General features: G+C 43.6%; 17 protein-coding genes and 1 pseudogene. 6 read left to right on the top strand and 12 right to left on the bottom strand.

Translation table 11 applies throughout. The features are described from left to right. Positions 1–120 precede the first annotated feature (120 nt). Positions 121–336: a hypothetical protein gene (locus tag TT11_RS06890; RefSeq protein WP_261869742.1), complete on the bottom strand. Its 216-nt coding sequence runs from the start codon at positions 334–336 to the stop codon at positions 121–123. Between the two features lie 7 nt (positions 337–343). Continuing rightward, positions 344–718, bottom strand: coding sequence for a hypothetical protein (locus TT11_RS06885; RefSeq protein WP_261869741.1), 375 nt, complete (start codon positions 716–718; stop codon positions 344–346). 358 nt (positions 719–1,076) lie between these two features. On the opposite strand from TT11_RS06885, the gene TT11_RS06880 reads away from it, so the two are divergent. Then, a complete protein-coding gene (locus tag TT11_RS06880; RefSeq protein ID WP_261869740.1) occupies positions 1,077–1,616 on the top strand; it encodes a DUF2799 domain-containing protein in 540 nt (179 codons plus the stop codon). 213 nt (positions 1,617–1,829) lie between these two features. On the opposite strand, the gene TT11_RS06875 is transcribed toward TT11_RS06880, so the two are convergent. From TT11_RS06875 to TT11_RS06855, 5 genes are all read right to left on the bottom strand, one after another. Beyond that, on the bottom strand, positions 1,830–2,231 hold the full coding sequence (locus TT11_RS06875) for a biopolymer transporter ExbD (RefSeq protein ID WP_025651314.1): 402 nt from the start codon (positions 2,229–2,231) through the stop codon (positions 1,830–1,832). 144 nt (positions 2,232–2,375) lie between these two features. Then, entirely contained in the window at positions 2,376–3,053 is a 678-nt protein-coding gene (locus TT11_RS06870; RefSeq protein WP_261869738.1) for a MotA/TolQ/ExbB proton channel family protein, read from the bottom strand. Between the two features lie 108 nt (positions 3,054–3,161). Beyond that, positions 3,162–3,452, bottom strand: a complete 291-nt coding sequence (locus TT11_RS06865; protein WP_261869736.1) for an energy transducer TonB — start codon at positions 3,450–3,452, stop codon at positions 3,162–3,164. Positions 3,453–3,469: 17 nt separating this feature from the next. Beyond that, positions 3,470–3,763, bottom strand: coding sequence for a hypothetical protein (locus TT11_RS06860; protein ID WP_261869732.1), 294 nt, complete (start codon positions 3,761–3,763; stop codon positions 3,470–3,472). 203 nt (positions 3,764–3,966) lie between these two features. Then, positions 3,967–4,122, bottom strand: coding sequence for a hypothetical protein (locus tag TT11_RS06855; protein WP_261869729.1), 156 nt, complete (start codon positions 4,120–4,122; stop codon positions 3,967–3,969). A 558-nt stretch (positions 4,123–4,680) separates the two neighbouring features. On the opposite strand from TT11_RS06855, the gene TT11_RS06850 reads away from it, so the two are divergent. The 5 genes and pseudogenes from TT11_RS06850 (at position 4,681) to TT11_RS17165 (ending at position 8,863) form a co-directional block, all read left to right on the top strand. After that, on the top strand, positions 4,681–4,836 hold the full coding sequence (locus TT11_RS06850; RefSeq protein ID WP_261869727.1) for a hypothetical protein: 156 nt from the start codon (positions 4,681–4,683) through the stop codon (positions 4,834–4,836). Next, entirely contained in the window at positions 4,829–5,665 is an 837-nt protein-coding gene (locus TT11_RS06845) for a siderophore ABC transporter substrate-binding protein (RefSeq protein ID WP_261869725.1), read from the top strand. Before TT11_RS06850 ends, TT11_RS06845 begins: the two co-directional genes overlap by 8 nt. A gap of 82 nt (positions 5,666–5,747) precedes the next feature. Beyond that, positions 5,748–6,833: an ABC transporter permease gene (locus tag TT11_RS06840; protein ID WP_370587816.1), complete on the top strand. Its 1,086-nt coding sequence runs from the start codon at positions 5,748–5,750 to the stop codon at positions 6,831–6,833. A gap of 96 nt (positions 6,834–6,929) precedes the next feature. Next, positions 6,930–8,015 (top strand): iron chelate uptake ABC transporter family permease subunit, encoded by a 1,086-nt coding sequence (locus TT11_RS06835; protein ID WP_261869722.1) that lies wholly within the window; start codon positions 6,930–6,932, stop codon positions 8,013–8,015. A gap of 78 nt (positions 8,016–8,093) precedes the next feature. Beyond that, a pseudogene (locus tag TT11_RS17165) lies at positions 8,094–8,863 on the top strand (ATP-binding cassette domain-containing protein). 428 nt (positions 8,864–9,291) lie between these two features. On the opposite strand, the gene TT11_RS06820 reads toward TT11_RS17165, so the two are convergent. From TT11_RS06820 to TT11_RS06800, 5 genes are all read right to left on the bottom strand, one after another. Next, entirely contained in the window at positions 9,292–9,444 is a 153-nt protein-coding gene (locus TT11_RS06820) for a hypothetical protein (RefSeq protein WP_370587815.1), read from the bottom strand. Positions 9,445–9,520: 76 nt separating this feature from the next. Next, on the bottom strand, positions 9,521–10,009 hold the full coding sequence (locus TT11_RS06815) for a PepSY domain-containing protein (protein WP_261869854.1): 489 nt from the start codon (positions 10,007–10,009) through the stop codon (positions 9,521–9,523). A 44-nt stretch (positions 10,010–10,053) separates the two neighbouring features. Further along, positions 10,054–10,575, bottom strand: coding sequence for a PepSY domain-containing protein (locus tag TT11_RS06810; protein ID WP_261869717.1), 522 nt, complete (start codon positions 10,573–10,575; stop codon positions 10,054–10,056). 215 nt (positions 10,576–10,790) lie between these two features. Next, the gene (locus TT11_RS06805) at positions 10,791–10,988 is read right to left on the bottom strand and encodes a TonB-dependent receptor (RefSeq protein ID WP_261869716.1); all 198 of its coding nucleotides are present in this window, start codon (positions 10,986–10,988) and stop codon (positions 10,791–10,793) included. Continuing rightward, on the bottom strand, positions 10,952–13,111 hold the full coding sequence (locus TT11_RS06800) for a FepA family TonB-dependent siderophore receptor (RefSeq protein ID WP_261869714.1): 2,160 nt from the start codon (positions 13,109–13,111) through the stop codon (positions 10,952–10,954). Before TT11_RS06800 ends, TT11_RS06805 begins: the two co-directional genes overlap by 37 nt. Positions 13,112–13,549: the final 438 nt, after the last annotated feature.

Genomic DNA, 13,549 nt, shown 5'->3' with positions numbered 1-13,549 from the left:
GATATAGTTATAAAGACGTTACACTGCTAAGCGTTAAACTGTCAACTTTAAATAATTTGAATATGACAAACCGCTTGCATATTGCCCTTTAATGGAGACGAAAAAAACGCTTTACTAGGTTTATGCTTGTTTTTGCATCTGTAGCGCCCACTTCTCAAGGTTTTGTTTGAGCACTAATAAGTCCGCTTCGATCCGTTTTTGATGATACGTAGGATTAGATGCTGGACGTACATAAGCAATATCTTCCCAATAAATAATAATGCTATTTGCCTTAGTCAATAGACCTTTAACAAACGGTTCGATACTTACGGGTAGCTCTAACGGCACCTGATCCAAGCTAAAATCAGTTTTTTTTGACTACTGGATTATTGCTGATTTGACTAGAACGAATCGCACTGGGAATAGTAAGCGTCTTATCATCTGTACTGGTATCGACAAAACTGCTGTCTGGTCGCCACTGTCCATCAATCACTTGATAACGGGTATGCGGCAGTTTAGTGTCTTCAAATATCAGGCAGTACTGTCCAAGCATACCGCGGCCATACTCATTATCACGACCTTTGATCCAATCAGGGCACGAAACAAGTTTTGGATTGAGCTGTAAACGACGCGCGGTCATACGCAGCTTATCCAAACGCTGATCAATACCGTTCGGTTTGAGCGCCATCATACTCCCTAATACGAATAGTACAATGATAACGCCAATCAATGTTCCCATGATGGTCTGGCCTTTTGACTAAATGAAAAAGATACTAAAAGATATAGCGATAAATATCGCTAATGAACCGTTATTTATAAATAGTACATATAGATTTGCGATTAGCACGATAATAAACAACGATATATAAGGGCTTATAATGAGCACGAACCATTAAAAATCAAGCGTTGTCGTCCAATCGCGGTGCAACAGGTGCTTTTAAAGCATATGAAAATTTAGCAAGTTACGCTATTAAATCAATTGTTTAACGTATATAAACTTACCGAGTACAGTACACTATAAAAACCAGATACGAAAAGTGGTCAGCGCAAAAAAAGTGCTATGATAAACCATAATTTTAAACGCGCGCAGGTTTATTATGAATTATCTTATTGAGTCAAACTCATCGGGCGCTTATCACGCTCGCAAGCTGATGAGTAAAGTCATGAGCAAAACAGGCATGAGCCTATCGCTACTTGGCGCGGTCGTACTGACATTATCAGGCTGTGCCACGACTCAGAGCCTAACCCCGCAGCAGTGTCAAAGCAGCAACTGGCAAGAAGTCGGCTACACTGATGGCTCGCAAGGACGTTCTGGTGCCTACTTCGGTCACTATACCAATAGTTGCGCCAGTGTCGGCGGTGCTAGCCCTAACCGTATCCAATGGGAGCAAGGCCGTCAACAGGGTCTCAAAAACTACTGTACCGAGCTGAATGCTTATAAGCTCGGTCGCGAAGGCTATGACTGGCAACCTGTCTGTCCATTAGAAGGTATTGAGAAGTTAGAAGAATCCTACTCTCAAGGGCGCTACTACTATATCCGTCAGCGCGATCTCGACTACTTACGCTCACCTTACCCATTTGGCTACAGACATGCAGGTTTTGGTTACGGCTATCGTCCATTTGGCTACGGTTGGTAAAAAAAGAAAACCTCACTAACGACTTAATTTGAGGTTTAAGTAGTTAATGAGGTTGGAGAAAATTTTATTATTTTAATTGTTTTTATTATAGCGGTGTTGGTTGGGCTATTGGTTTATCTAGCCAGTTTTCTAATATAAAGTCAGAGCTACTAGCACTAACTCACAGTGCTTAAACTATTCAGTGCTTAAGTTATTCAGTATTTAGCTACTAAGCTACTCATTCACAAACGCGATTTTGGTCAGTCCAGCGTTACTTGCCGCTGCCAAGACTTGAGCGACCGTATCGTACTTGCCTTCTTTATCCGCACGTAACTGTACTGCTGGATTCTTACCAGTCGCGCCTTGCTGCTGCAAGCGTGTCTCTAACTCTTCCATACTGATTGGATCGCTATCCCAGAATATCCCCGCGTCTTTATCAATACTGACTTGGATCGCTTCTGGCGGCGTTTCATTGAGCGCGGCACTAGTCTCTGGCAAATCTAAAGGCACCGTCGGATTCAGCACGGTCGCTGTCAATAAAAATATAATCATCAATACCAGCATGATATCGATCAGCGGAATGAGGTTCATCTCATCCATGCTTCGTACGTCATCATCACCCAATTGAAATGCCATAGTTACTCTCAATACTTTTGGTTATTTTCACACAGCCAAGCCGTTTTTCGACGGTTTTTCGACTTGTCGTTTGAGCCTTTACAGACCTAGCATCTACAGAATCAGTATCTGTAGAATTAGCAGTATCTATAGAATCAGCAATATCTATAGTTGCTTTGGCACAGAATTACTGTAGTTGCTAGTATGCTGCGTCTCGCTCGTCGTTGAACGACTGCTTGTTGCAGCGTGCACTTGTGAGGCGCTCGCAGTTATCTTTGTCGTATCCACAAGACCCGTTGATTGCGCCAATAAATCATGCGCTCTGTCGTTGGCTTGATACATTATGCGGCGATTGATACGTACTGCAAGGTTGTAAAACACCACAGCTGGAATCGCTACTGCAATACCAAGACCTGTCATAATTAGAGCTTCACCGACTGGCCCTGCAACCTGCCCCAATCCTGCCTGACCACTCATACCGATGTTGTGCAAGGCATGGAAAATACCCCATACCGTACCAAACAAGCCGATGAACGGTGCAATCGCTGCCGTCGTACCAAGAATCGGCAGACCACGCTCACTAGCAAAGCGATAGCGACCGATATGTTTGAGCAAAGTCTGCTCAGTCACCAAACGGCGAGTGGCAGCATCAGTACCAGCCAAATCAGACTGTCTGGCTTGTAATTGCTGACTCAAATCATCTGCTACATTGGTCGCCAGTTTACGGCTTTGCAATACGCGGACGATACCTGTCACCCAAGATAGAATAGATAACGCAAGCAACAAAAAGAACAACGTTTTTGTCACCATGTCGCTGATCTGCCAGTATTGCATAAAGTCCATGTCAGACTCCTTAATGTGTAATGCCATTACATGATACTGAGGTAAATATCATGTTTAGTTTTATAATGAAAAATGATCAATAAATACGTTGTTATAAAGTATGAGCTATCAAGGAACCGCGTAACTGATCGGTAGGGTCACATCACCTACCACGGGTACGCCATTCTTAGTAAAGGGTTTGAACTTGCCAGATCGCACTTGACGTCTGGCTTCTTTGTCTACTAGCGGATTACCTGATGATTGAGCAACTCGCACGTTATCGATGCCGCCTTGTTTGTTGACTCGTAATACCAAGACAACGTTGAGCGTATCACCAGAACGGGCCCTACGTGCGGCGCGCTCAGGGAAACTAAAGTTTGGCGCAGATGCCCAATTGGCTGAGCTAGCAGTGAAGCTCACAGGCTCGTTACTCTGTGCTAAAGCAGCTGCTGCTTCTGCCTCAGCTCTTGCTTGTGCAGCGGCGGCCTCTGCAGCAGCCTTCGCTTGAGCGGCAGCTTTTGCATCAGCGACCCTTTTGGCTTCTTGCTCTGCCTAGCTTGCGCCTCTTGCTCAGCTTTTCTGGCTTGTCGCTCTGATTCAGCTTGGGCAGCTGCTTGACGTTGTGCTTCAACTGCTGAGTTATCAACCTTCGGTTTCGGTAGCGGCTCTTTTGGGGCTACTTTTTGATTGGTATCAGGACGAGGCTTTTCTGACGCTATCACAGGCGTCACTTTCGGCTCTACATTTTTTACAACAGGCTCTTTTGGTTTTACTGGTGTCTCTGTTGGTTGTTTAACCGGCTCTTTGGGCTTTGGTTCAGGTTGGGGTGCTGGCTGAACTTGTACCTCAGGCTGTACTTCTTTTTTTGGCTGTGACTGTTTGCTTTTCTACTTCAGTTGAGAGCGTTTTTGCCGGTAATGACACAAACTTTATCTCAAGTGGTGACATCTCTTTTTTTTGGCTCAGGTTTGAGTTCAGGCGTTTTTATTGCCACTAGTGCAACTGCGGCAAGCACATGGAGTCCTAAGACTGCAACAATAGCTAGCAATAACGATTTAAGTGGTGGCGCGTCTAAATCCGTTGAACTCATAACAGCCTAATGTTTATTACTCAGAGTAGAATGGCGTAGATAATAATGCAAACGATAATTATTATCAATAATAATTTACAATATTTTCGCTATTTAATACATCTCTGACACGTGACATTGCTTAGTAGCCTTATTTATCAGAACGCTTATTTCTATGAACGTTACCTACTTTTATACCTCACTACTATGAATCTTATCTTTACATCAAATGATACGTTGCGTTTAATATAACAAGTGCTGTTAATAAAAACCATTATCATTTATATTGATAATGAGTCTCAACTACTTTATTATAACCGCTGTATTGTCTACCCATACTATTTTTATAAAAACTATTCGTATAAAAAATTAGTGAGTGGTACTAAGTAGACTATTTATTTTATGCTTTTTATCTCAAGCAACTTTCAGACTTAATATTTTTAGCGTTATTCATTTGCAATTATTTTAGACAATTGCTTAAACATTTTTTTTGATAGACCGAGTTCATTATGCCGACACCCTTATTATCTAGCAGATCTACCGCCTCTTTTTTTCAAACGTCCATTATTGACTGCTGCCATGACAGCGTTATTAGCTACGGTAGTGGCAGGATGTAGCTCGCCTGAATCAAATGACTCTGAGCCAGCAGATGCCAAAACCGAAAACCCAACGGCTGATGAATCACAGAACGTTGCCAGTAATGACGCTGTATCTGCTGAAAAAAATCATGGTTAATACCGTTAAAGGTGATGTTGAGCTGGCTATGAACCCATCGCCACTTGTCGTTTATGACATGACATTGATGCAAGACTTGGCGGCGCTAGATGTAGCAGTCGATGGTATGCCTGGTGGTCTACTACTAAAGAACCTACATTCAGAAACACAGCCTGATCCAAAATCGGTAGGTACTGTATTTGAGCCAGATCTTGAAGCGTTGAATGCAATGCAGCCACAAGCTATTTTGGTCGGTTCACGCATGGCAGAAAAATACGACGAGCTATCAAGTATCGCGCCAACGTTAGACATGAGTATTGATACAGCTAACATTTACGAATCAAGCAAGCAGCGCCTGCATGATCTAGGTGCACTGTTCGGTAAAAGCGATCAAGCCGCTAAACTACAACAGAACATCGATGGACTCATCACTGAGACCAAGAATCTAACAAAAGAAAATAAAGGCACGGGCCTAGTCGTCATGGTCAATGGCAACAAAATGTCAGCCTATGGTGACAAGTCTCGCTATGGTTTTATCCACACTGTGTTAGGTGTGCCAATGGCAGATGACAAAATTGCCGATGCGCCTCATGGTCAGCCGATATCGTTTGAATACATCCAAAAAGCCAATCCTGATTGGTTATTTGTCATCGACCGTAGTGCTGCAATTGGTGAAGACGGTATTGGTGCCAAGGCCGTATTAGACAATCCACTAGTTGCCCAGAGCAATGCATGGAGTAAGCAGCAAGTGGTTTATTTGAGCCCAGACTCTTACTTAGCATTTGGCGGTTACTACCAGTGGATGCAGGATCTAACGACGATCAAAGATGCTTTTACTAACGCTAAATAACGTCGTTGCTTATAAAAACGATGATTGCTCAAGTAGGTAATTATTACCGTTAACCCTGCTCATTTTTAAGCCAGTAGAGATTATGTCGTTATTTTCACACCGCACTCATGCTAGGCTCAAATCCAGTACTGCTCCATCAGCGTCAAGCTGGCAAAGCGTTACTGGCAATGCGTTACATCGACGTACTGTCATACCACCGTGGTTAATCAACACCGCAAGCCTCATTCTTATGGGGCTTTTGGTGTTATTGAGCTTATCTATTGGTGTGGCTGACTTTTCGTGGTCAGGTATCTTGCAGAGCCTGCTGACTCAGAGTGCCAACTCCGATAGCTCATTGTTATTGGTTAGCCGTATACCGCGTACCATCGCCATTATCTTGACTGGTATTGCGATGGCAGTGGCTGGGATGATTATCCAAGTAGTACTAAAAAACCGCTTTGTAGAGCCATCTATGGTTGGTGCAACTCAGAGTGCTGCACTTGGTTTGCTAGTGGTCAGTCTGCTGTTCCCTGCCAGTGCGCTCATTGTAAAAATGGGCGTGGCAACCATCGCTGCCGTTTTTGGCATGATGCTATTTATGCTGCTCATTCACCGCATTCCGCCCACTGATTTTTTGATGATTCCACTGATTGGCATTGTCTTTGGCGGCATTATTGAAGCCGTCACTACCTTTATCGCCTATCAAACCGAATCACTACAGATGCTGAGTGTTTGGCAGTTTGGAGATTTTTCGGGCGTATTGGCAGGGCGCTATGAGCTGTTGTGGCTCACGGGTGGACTGTGCGTATTGGCTTATATTATTGCTGACAAGCTGACCATCGTCGGTTTGGGTGACAATATCGCCTTAAACTTGGGTATTAGTAAGCGTCAAGTCACTTGGATTGGCGTGGGTATGGTAGCCATGATGAGCGCTGTCGTGGTCGTGACTGTGGGCATGATTCCTTTTATTGGGCTGGTCGTACCAAACATTGTGAGCCGTCTAATGGGAGATAAGTTGCGTCGCAGCTTGCCAGCAGTGGCCCTACTTGGTGCTTCAGCCGTACTGCTATGCGATATTATCGGGCGCTCTATTCGCTATCCATTTGAAGTACCGGTCGCCACTATTTTTGGTGTGGTTGGTACGGTGCTGTTTTTATGGCTGTTATTACGTGCGCCAGCTGAGCAGTAGCACCATGTTCACTAACTATGTATTAATTTTCAGTACTCACTTACCGTCGTTCATTTTTTGCCTTATTAGATAAGCTTGGCACCATAGGATTTTTGTATGTTCTCATCAACTAAGCTTACTTCCACCAAGACTGATGCTACCAAAACCAGCACAGCGGTAAATAATTCATCTTCAGCAGATGGTCAGTATTCAGCCGCTGCACAAGGTCATTTGGCAAAGCTTTGGGCATGGATAGCTGCCCATCCAAAATCCATAGCAGCTATTATTCTACTTATCTCGATGACCTTGTTTATGACGCTCAATGTCAATGGCTATTGGGACTTTGCGCTACCATTACGCGGCAAAAAACTGCTGGCACTAATGGTGGTTGGCTATGCGATTGGCGTGTCGACGCTACTGTTTCAGACGTTGACTCACAATCCAATTCTAACGCCCTCCCTACTTGGGTTTGACTCACTCTATGTTCTGTTGCAGAGCTTACTGGTTTTCTTTTTAGGTGCGATTAGCTTTACCAGTCTCGATCCTATTGCCAAGTTCACGCTAGAGATTGTCCTGATGTTTGGGGCATCTTTATTATTATTTAAGTTATTATTTTCTAACAGCAGTCAGGATCTGACGCGGCTAATATTGGTGGGCGTTATCTTTGGCGTGTTATTTCGCAGCTTATCAGCACTCATTGCACGGCTAATAAACCCTGATGATTTTGTGGTCGTACAGTCTGCCAGCTACGCACAGTTCAATACGGTCAACCCTCAGCTACTAGGTATCAGCTTATTTATCTGTGCCATCACTGCGATATTTGTGTGGCGCTGGCGTTATCAATGCGATGTGTTGATGCTCGGACAAGCACAAGCCGTCAATCTTGGTATCAACTATCAACGTTTAGCATTTGGTCTATTAACTGTCATCGCTGTACTGGTTGCCACGGCTACTGCACTGGTCGGTCCAGTGACTTTCTTTGGTTTATTGGTTTGCGCATTGACCAATCGTATCGCTCGACATATGTATCACACCGAGCGGCTGATATTGGTCAGTTTGGTCGCTATGATTTGCTTAGTGCTGGGTCAGACACTCTTTGAGCAAGTGCTAGATATGGCAGGCGTATTGTCAGTGGTGATAGAGCTAGCGGGCGGATTGATGTTCTTAGCATTGATATTTATGTCTCAGCGTCGTTCTTTATGATTACTTAGCCGACATTGTTTATTTAGCTGATCCTGTTGATAGAGAAAACCCTAAGACTTTTTTTAAATAAGACTGACTATGATTAAACTGAATAATATCTCTCACCATATTGGTAAACAACAAATCTTGCATGACATTACGTTGTCCCTCCCAACGGCGCAGGTGATTGCTTTGATTGGGCCTAACGGCGCTGGGAAGTCTACGTTGTTTTCTGTCATGGCTCGCTTGCAACCACTACAATCTGGGCAGGTGAGCTTCGCTGTAGATAATGAGGAACGTGACATTGTCAGCTGTCAGGCGCGCACACTGGCCAAAACTGTCGCTATGCTTGGGCAAGACAATCATGTGCAAGGACGTCTGCGCGTACATGAGCTACTGATGTTTGGGCGTTACCCTTATCATCAAGGCAACCGACCGCTGACGATCAGCAAAAAGTGCAAGAAATCCTCGAGCGCTTTGAGCTTGAGCCACTTGCCGAGCGTTTCTTGTCAACGCTATCGGGTGGACAGCGACAGCGCGTGCTGATCGCTATGATTGTCTGTCAAGATACGCCCTATCTATTGCTCGATGAGCCACTAAATAACCTAGACATGTATCATGCTGGTCGGCTGATGCGTGAGCTACGTCAGCTTAGCCACAATCAGCAAAAAACCGTGGTGATCGTCCTGCATGATATCAACCAAGCGGCACAGTTTGCAGATACAGTAGTTACGATGAAAGCAGGAGAAGTGACGGCTGTTGGTCGCCCTGCTGATGTTATTACTAAAGAGACGATGAAAGATTTATACAATGTCGATGTCACTGTCCTAAATCATCAGGGTCGTCCAGTGATTGTTGATGCAGCTTAAGTACAGCATTTTGCAGACGAAAAAAGGAATTTTTGATGCATAAGATCCTATTGAGCATCGATGGATAAACTATAAAAATCTATCTATATTAATTTTAGTAATTAGCTTTTGCTTATTCATTTTTAATGCTTTAAATAAAGAGATATCAAATACCTTTTTTTGGTTAGGAATCACTTTATATGCTTTAAGATTGGTGGTTATTCCTATGGATTTTACTCAAAACATCTCTTCAGTAGACTACATAAAGAACTACGATGAAAATAATACATGGCATAAATGGGTGATGCTAGGTGAGACGTTTGCTTTCTTCATTTTTACTGTCTCGATAGCATACACAATATTTTTGCAATTAAATTTATAACTAGGGCATGCTTTTGATTCAACAGATAACTATCTAAATAAAAACATACCCTAGAAATCTCACTATATTACCTACCCTTTTGCAACGCCTTCAATCGACTTTGACGCCCTTTCCACCACAGATAGACGCCAGTAACTGACAACATTGTCACAGCCAAACCTATCAATGCTAAAAATATTTGATACAGTAAGTGGCCAATGCCATGGCCAATATGACCCATATGTAAAGTCATCAACCAATTGTTAGTTTTGCTACCAAATGATGAGTTTTGGTAGCCAAAGTTCACCTGTTCAACGCTACCCGTTTTTGCATTGACCGTGATGGATGATGCACCGCCTTTTTTTACCAATGTCCTTATCTGTCTTAAAGCGCAGCTGCCATTGACCCTCGTCCTCAATCCAGCGTATGCCTAAAAACTCTCGCACTAGCATACCCTTGCTTTGGGCAGCGATGTTTGCCTGCTCACTTAAATAAGCAATGCTATTGGCTTTGTTGACCACATCAACAGCCTCGACATCGATAGTCTCATTGTTTACAGCTTCAACTCTAGTCGCTGTTTCTGCACCAGAAGCCTGTTCTGCTTTTTCTGATGGCTTTCTTGAGTTCTCCTGTCTTTCCTCTCTGCCTTCAAGACCTACGACAGTATGCATCACAGGTTGATAGACCTCTCTTAGGTTAAAACCAACACTCGACCACGCGATGACAAACAGTATGAGCCACAACCACAGCCCAAAGGCATGGTGTAGATCATAGTTGAGCTTAAAGAGATTGGTTTTGCGGCGGATTTTCCACGCTGGTAACCAGCGTTTTAAAAAGGAGGCACGTTTTTTTAGGCGAGGTTTGGTTCTGTGCTTTTTTTCTTAACCGCCCTAGGAAATGTTAAGTAGAAGCCAATAAAGCAATTAATCGTCCATACGAGCGCGACAATCCCTAGTAGCAATTTTCCAATATCACCCAGTAATAAATCGCGATGTAACCAAAACACTTTCCACATGGTGTTGTGCCATGCCCACTCATCTCTATCACGAGTACCAATGATATCGCCAGTATAAGGATGGACATAAACTTGTTGAAACGGTGCTTTTGGTTGGTTTTGGGCGATTTTTCCTCGTGCTCTATCTACCGAAAATACAGCTGACCTCTCTGCTGCTATCGAGGTTGGCATGCTAGAAAAAGTATATTGAGGATACGCATTAATAACTTTGTCATGAAGCTCTGCAATAGGCAGATGTGATGCGTTCTGCTTCTCAACCTGAGCCAGTTTATGGTTGAAGATATCATCTAGCTCGTCATGAAATGCCAATAATGTGCCAGTAATACCAGTGATAATTAAAAAAAGCTGCCATGGCAAGCCCAGTATAACGGTGAATCCAAAGACAGCTATAGCGAAAATTAAATGACATAAATAAATCTGCTGTTATATTGTGATAGTAAGTTATTGAATTATTAAAAATATTTACGGGGGCATGGGCTTATTTTAAAAATGAAAACCTGCCCTAACAACGCAAAAGGTCTAAGCAAATAGCTCAGACCTTTTTCTAACTTAACAAACCCTGTGTCTACCTCCTAAAAATCAACGCTAACGTCGAACACATAAGTACGACCAGGTTCATTGAACGTACGTGCACCTGCGTTCGTAGCGGTACCCTCACGATAAACACCCTCATCAAACAAGTTTTTGATACCAGCTCCAACAGTAATCGCTTTTGTCAAATCATAGCGAGTGCTCACGTTGGCAATGGCATACGGTTCGCGATCAAGCAACGGGTCACCACTATCTTCTCCAGTCGTAACTGAAATCGTAGGGGCTCAATCGTGCCGTAGTAGCTCACATCAAAGTCGGCATTCCAGCGAGGCGTAATATCCCAATCCACACCCGTGTTCACAGTGAACTTAGGAATGAGTGATAATGGCTCGCCATTGTCTTTTCGCTCTGAGCGGATGTTACTGGTGATATTGGTAGACCACGAAACATTGTCAGTAACTGGTACTTGTACAAAACCTTCTAAACCTTCGACAATTGCTTCACCTTGATTGTCCCATTGAAAGATAGAACGATTTGTCGCTGGATCTACCGCCACACGATCCGTACCAGCACCAATGCGGTTATCATAGGCATTGTGATAATAAGTCAAGCCTGCATTCAGTCCAGTACCATCATCATAAGTAAAGGTGATCTCTTTATTCCAAGATGTCTCATTTTCTAGGTCAGGGTTCCCTAATACATGGCAACCTCTTTCATCAGCAGGTACCCAAGATGGACAACCATTGCCACCAGTATAGTAAATATAGTTTGGATCAAGCTGATATAATGAAGGGGCTTTAAACGCACGACTGACGCCGCCTTTCACTGACCAATCAGGACTAAAGTGCCAAGTAGTATTGATACTAGGCGACCAATTACTACCAGCCTCGCTATGATAGTCGAAGCGTAGACCTGGAGTCACATACCAGTCAGGTGTGATCTCGTAGTTATCTTCTAGATATGCACCTATGAGGTAAGCATCTGAAGTTGGATCACGCTGTTCAGGATCGGTCTCTACATCACCAAAATCAAAACCATCTGCAAATGCCAAATCAGATACCACGGGGTTATCTAGCTTTTCGCCGCGAAACTCTGCACCAGCAGTCAAGGTATGACGATCAAAGTAAATATCCCATTCTGATTTGGCATTTAGCGTATCGTAAGTCGCCTCTGTCCACTCAAAATCTTCGCCATCGTCAGGTATGACAATCTGTCCTTCGCCACCACCCGCACTACCTTCACCCAAACGCTCATTAACTGTCCGAGTATACTCAATGAAACTGTTACTACTAGCGTCATCATACTCACCGCGATGCGTGATCGCCGCGCCATAGCGTTGCATTTTGCTCGTTGTTTCACCTTCTAACTCATCTAACAAATTTTGGTTCACGGTTTGGAACAATGAATCACCCGCCCAGCGGTTTTCTTGACGGCTATAATTCACTTCAAAACCGACCGTATTCATCGCATCCATCGCGTATTCAAACAATTGGCGCACATCGATATTTTCGACACCTTCAGTACCTGCCGCTACCGAGGCAGCCGGACCACTGCGCCCGTCAACAATCTGTGCATCTTTGGCATTGATATAAGGATCATCGCCTTCACTATCGTGATAACCAAGAGTGGTACGCGAGGACAGTTTATCCGTCAATGCACCTGCCATATTGATATTGGTACGCCAGCTACTGCCTTCTAGATCGCTCTCTGGTGCCTCATAGTGACCACTGATAGAAAACTCTGGCTCAGTCGGACTCTTAGTAATGATATTTACCACACCGCCCATACTACCAGAGCCATAACGGGCTGCTGCTGGACCACGCAATACTTCGATGCTTTCGATAGCGCCTGGTGGTACCCACTGCGAGTCACCACGCGTGTCTTGCTCACTCCCACGACTAGGTCGTGAGGAATTGCGAGAAGTGACAGGACGACCGTCGATTAAGATAAGTGTATTGTTTGGCCCCATACCACGCAAATCAATTTGACGTTGGTTACCACGCTGACCTGACGTTGATGAACCCGACAAATTCACACCTGGCATCTTACGTACAATCTCTGAAATATCATTAGAAACTGATGCTTTTTCGATGGCCTCTTCACTAATAATAGACAGCCCTGCTGCTTGTTCTAGCTCGTCCCTTGCTGCCCGCACCACAATTGTATCCAATGTAGCTGTAGGCACAGCTTCTTGGTCGGTCGCCCCTTGCACAGCTACCTCATCACCCTCGGCAGCAAAAGCGGTACTACTAAGAATAGAAGTCACAGCGATACTTAGTAAAAGCTTACCAGTCACGACGCGTTGAAGTTTTTTTGGAGAAGTGATGACTGAGAAATCAGAGCAACCTGATTGGTTTGACATAAGTAATATTCCTTGAAGCGCACAATTTCGTTAATACCTGTTTATCTCATCGTCAGTGAATGGTTTTAGCCACTTTTTATGCAATGCTTCGGATGCATTCTCGGTGCAAGTACACATAAATAAACGTCTAAAATTGACATACGATGGTCGGATAGACGTGTCCGTAAATATATGTGTTATAAAAACATGACTAAAATATCGCCAAGAGGCTTAGCTATTGAGAGTAAACGAATAAGGGTATGTACTGAGTAGGGTTAAAAGTTTGATGACGCTGTAACTGTCATTAGTCAACGAATTAAATATTTAGCGTAAAAAAGTCTCTATAAATAGAATAGAGCAAAGAGCCATTAACTGTTCTGTAATGAACGAAACACACTTTAGCAAGATACATATAAGAATGCAAACATTAATGATAATTATTATCATTAATGTTTGCAT

It is taken from the genome of Psychrobacter sp. JCM 18901 (assembly GCF_000586435.1).
GTDB lineage: Bacteria > Pseudomonadota > Gammaproteobacteria > Pseudomonadales > Moraxellaceae > Psychrobacter.
This window is presented reverse-complemented; position numbering and strand designations above follow the sequence as displayed.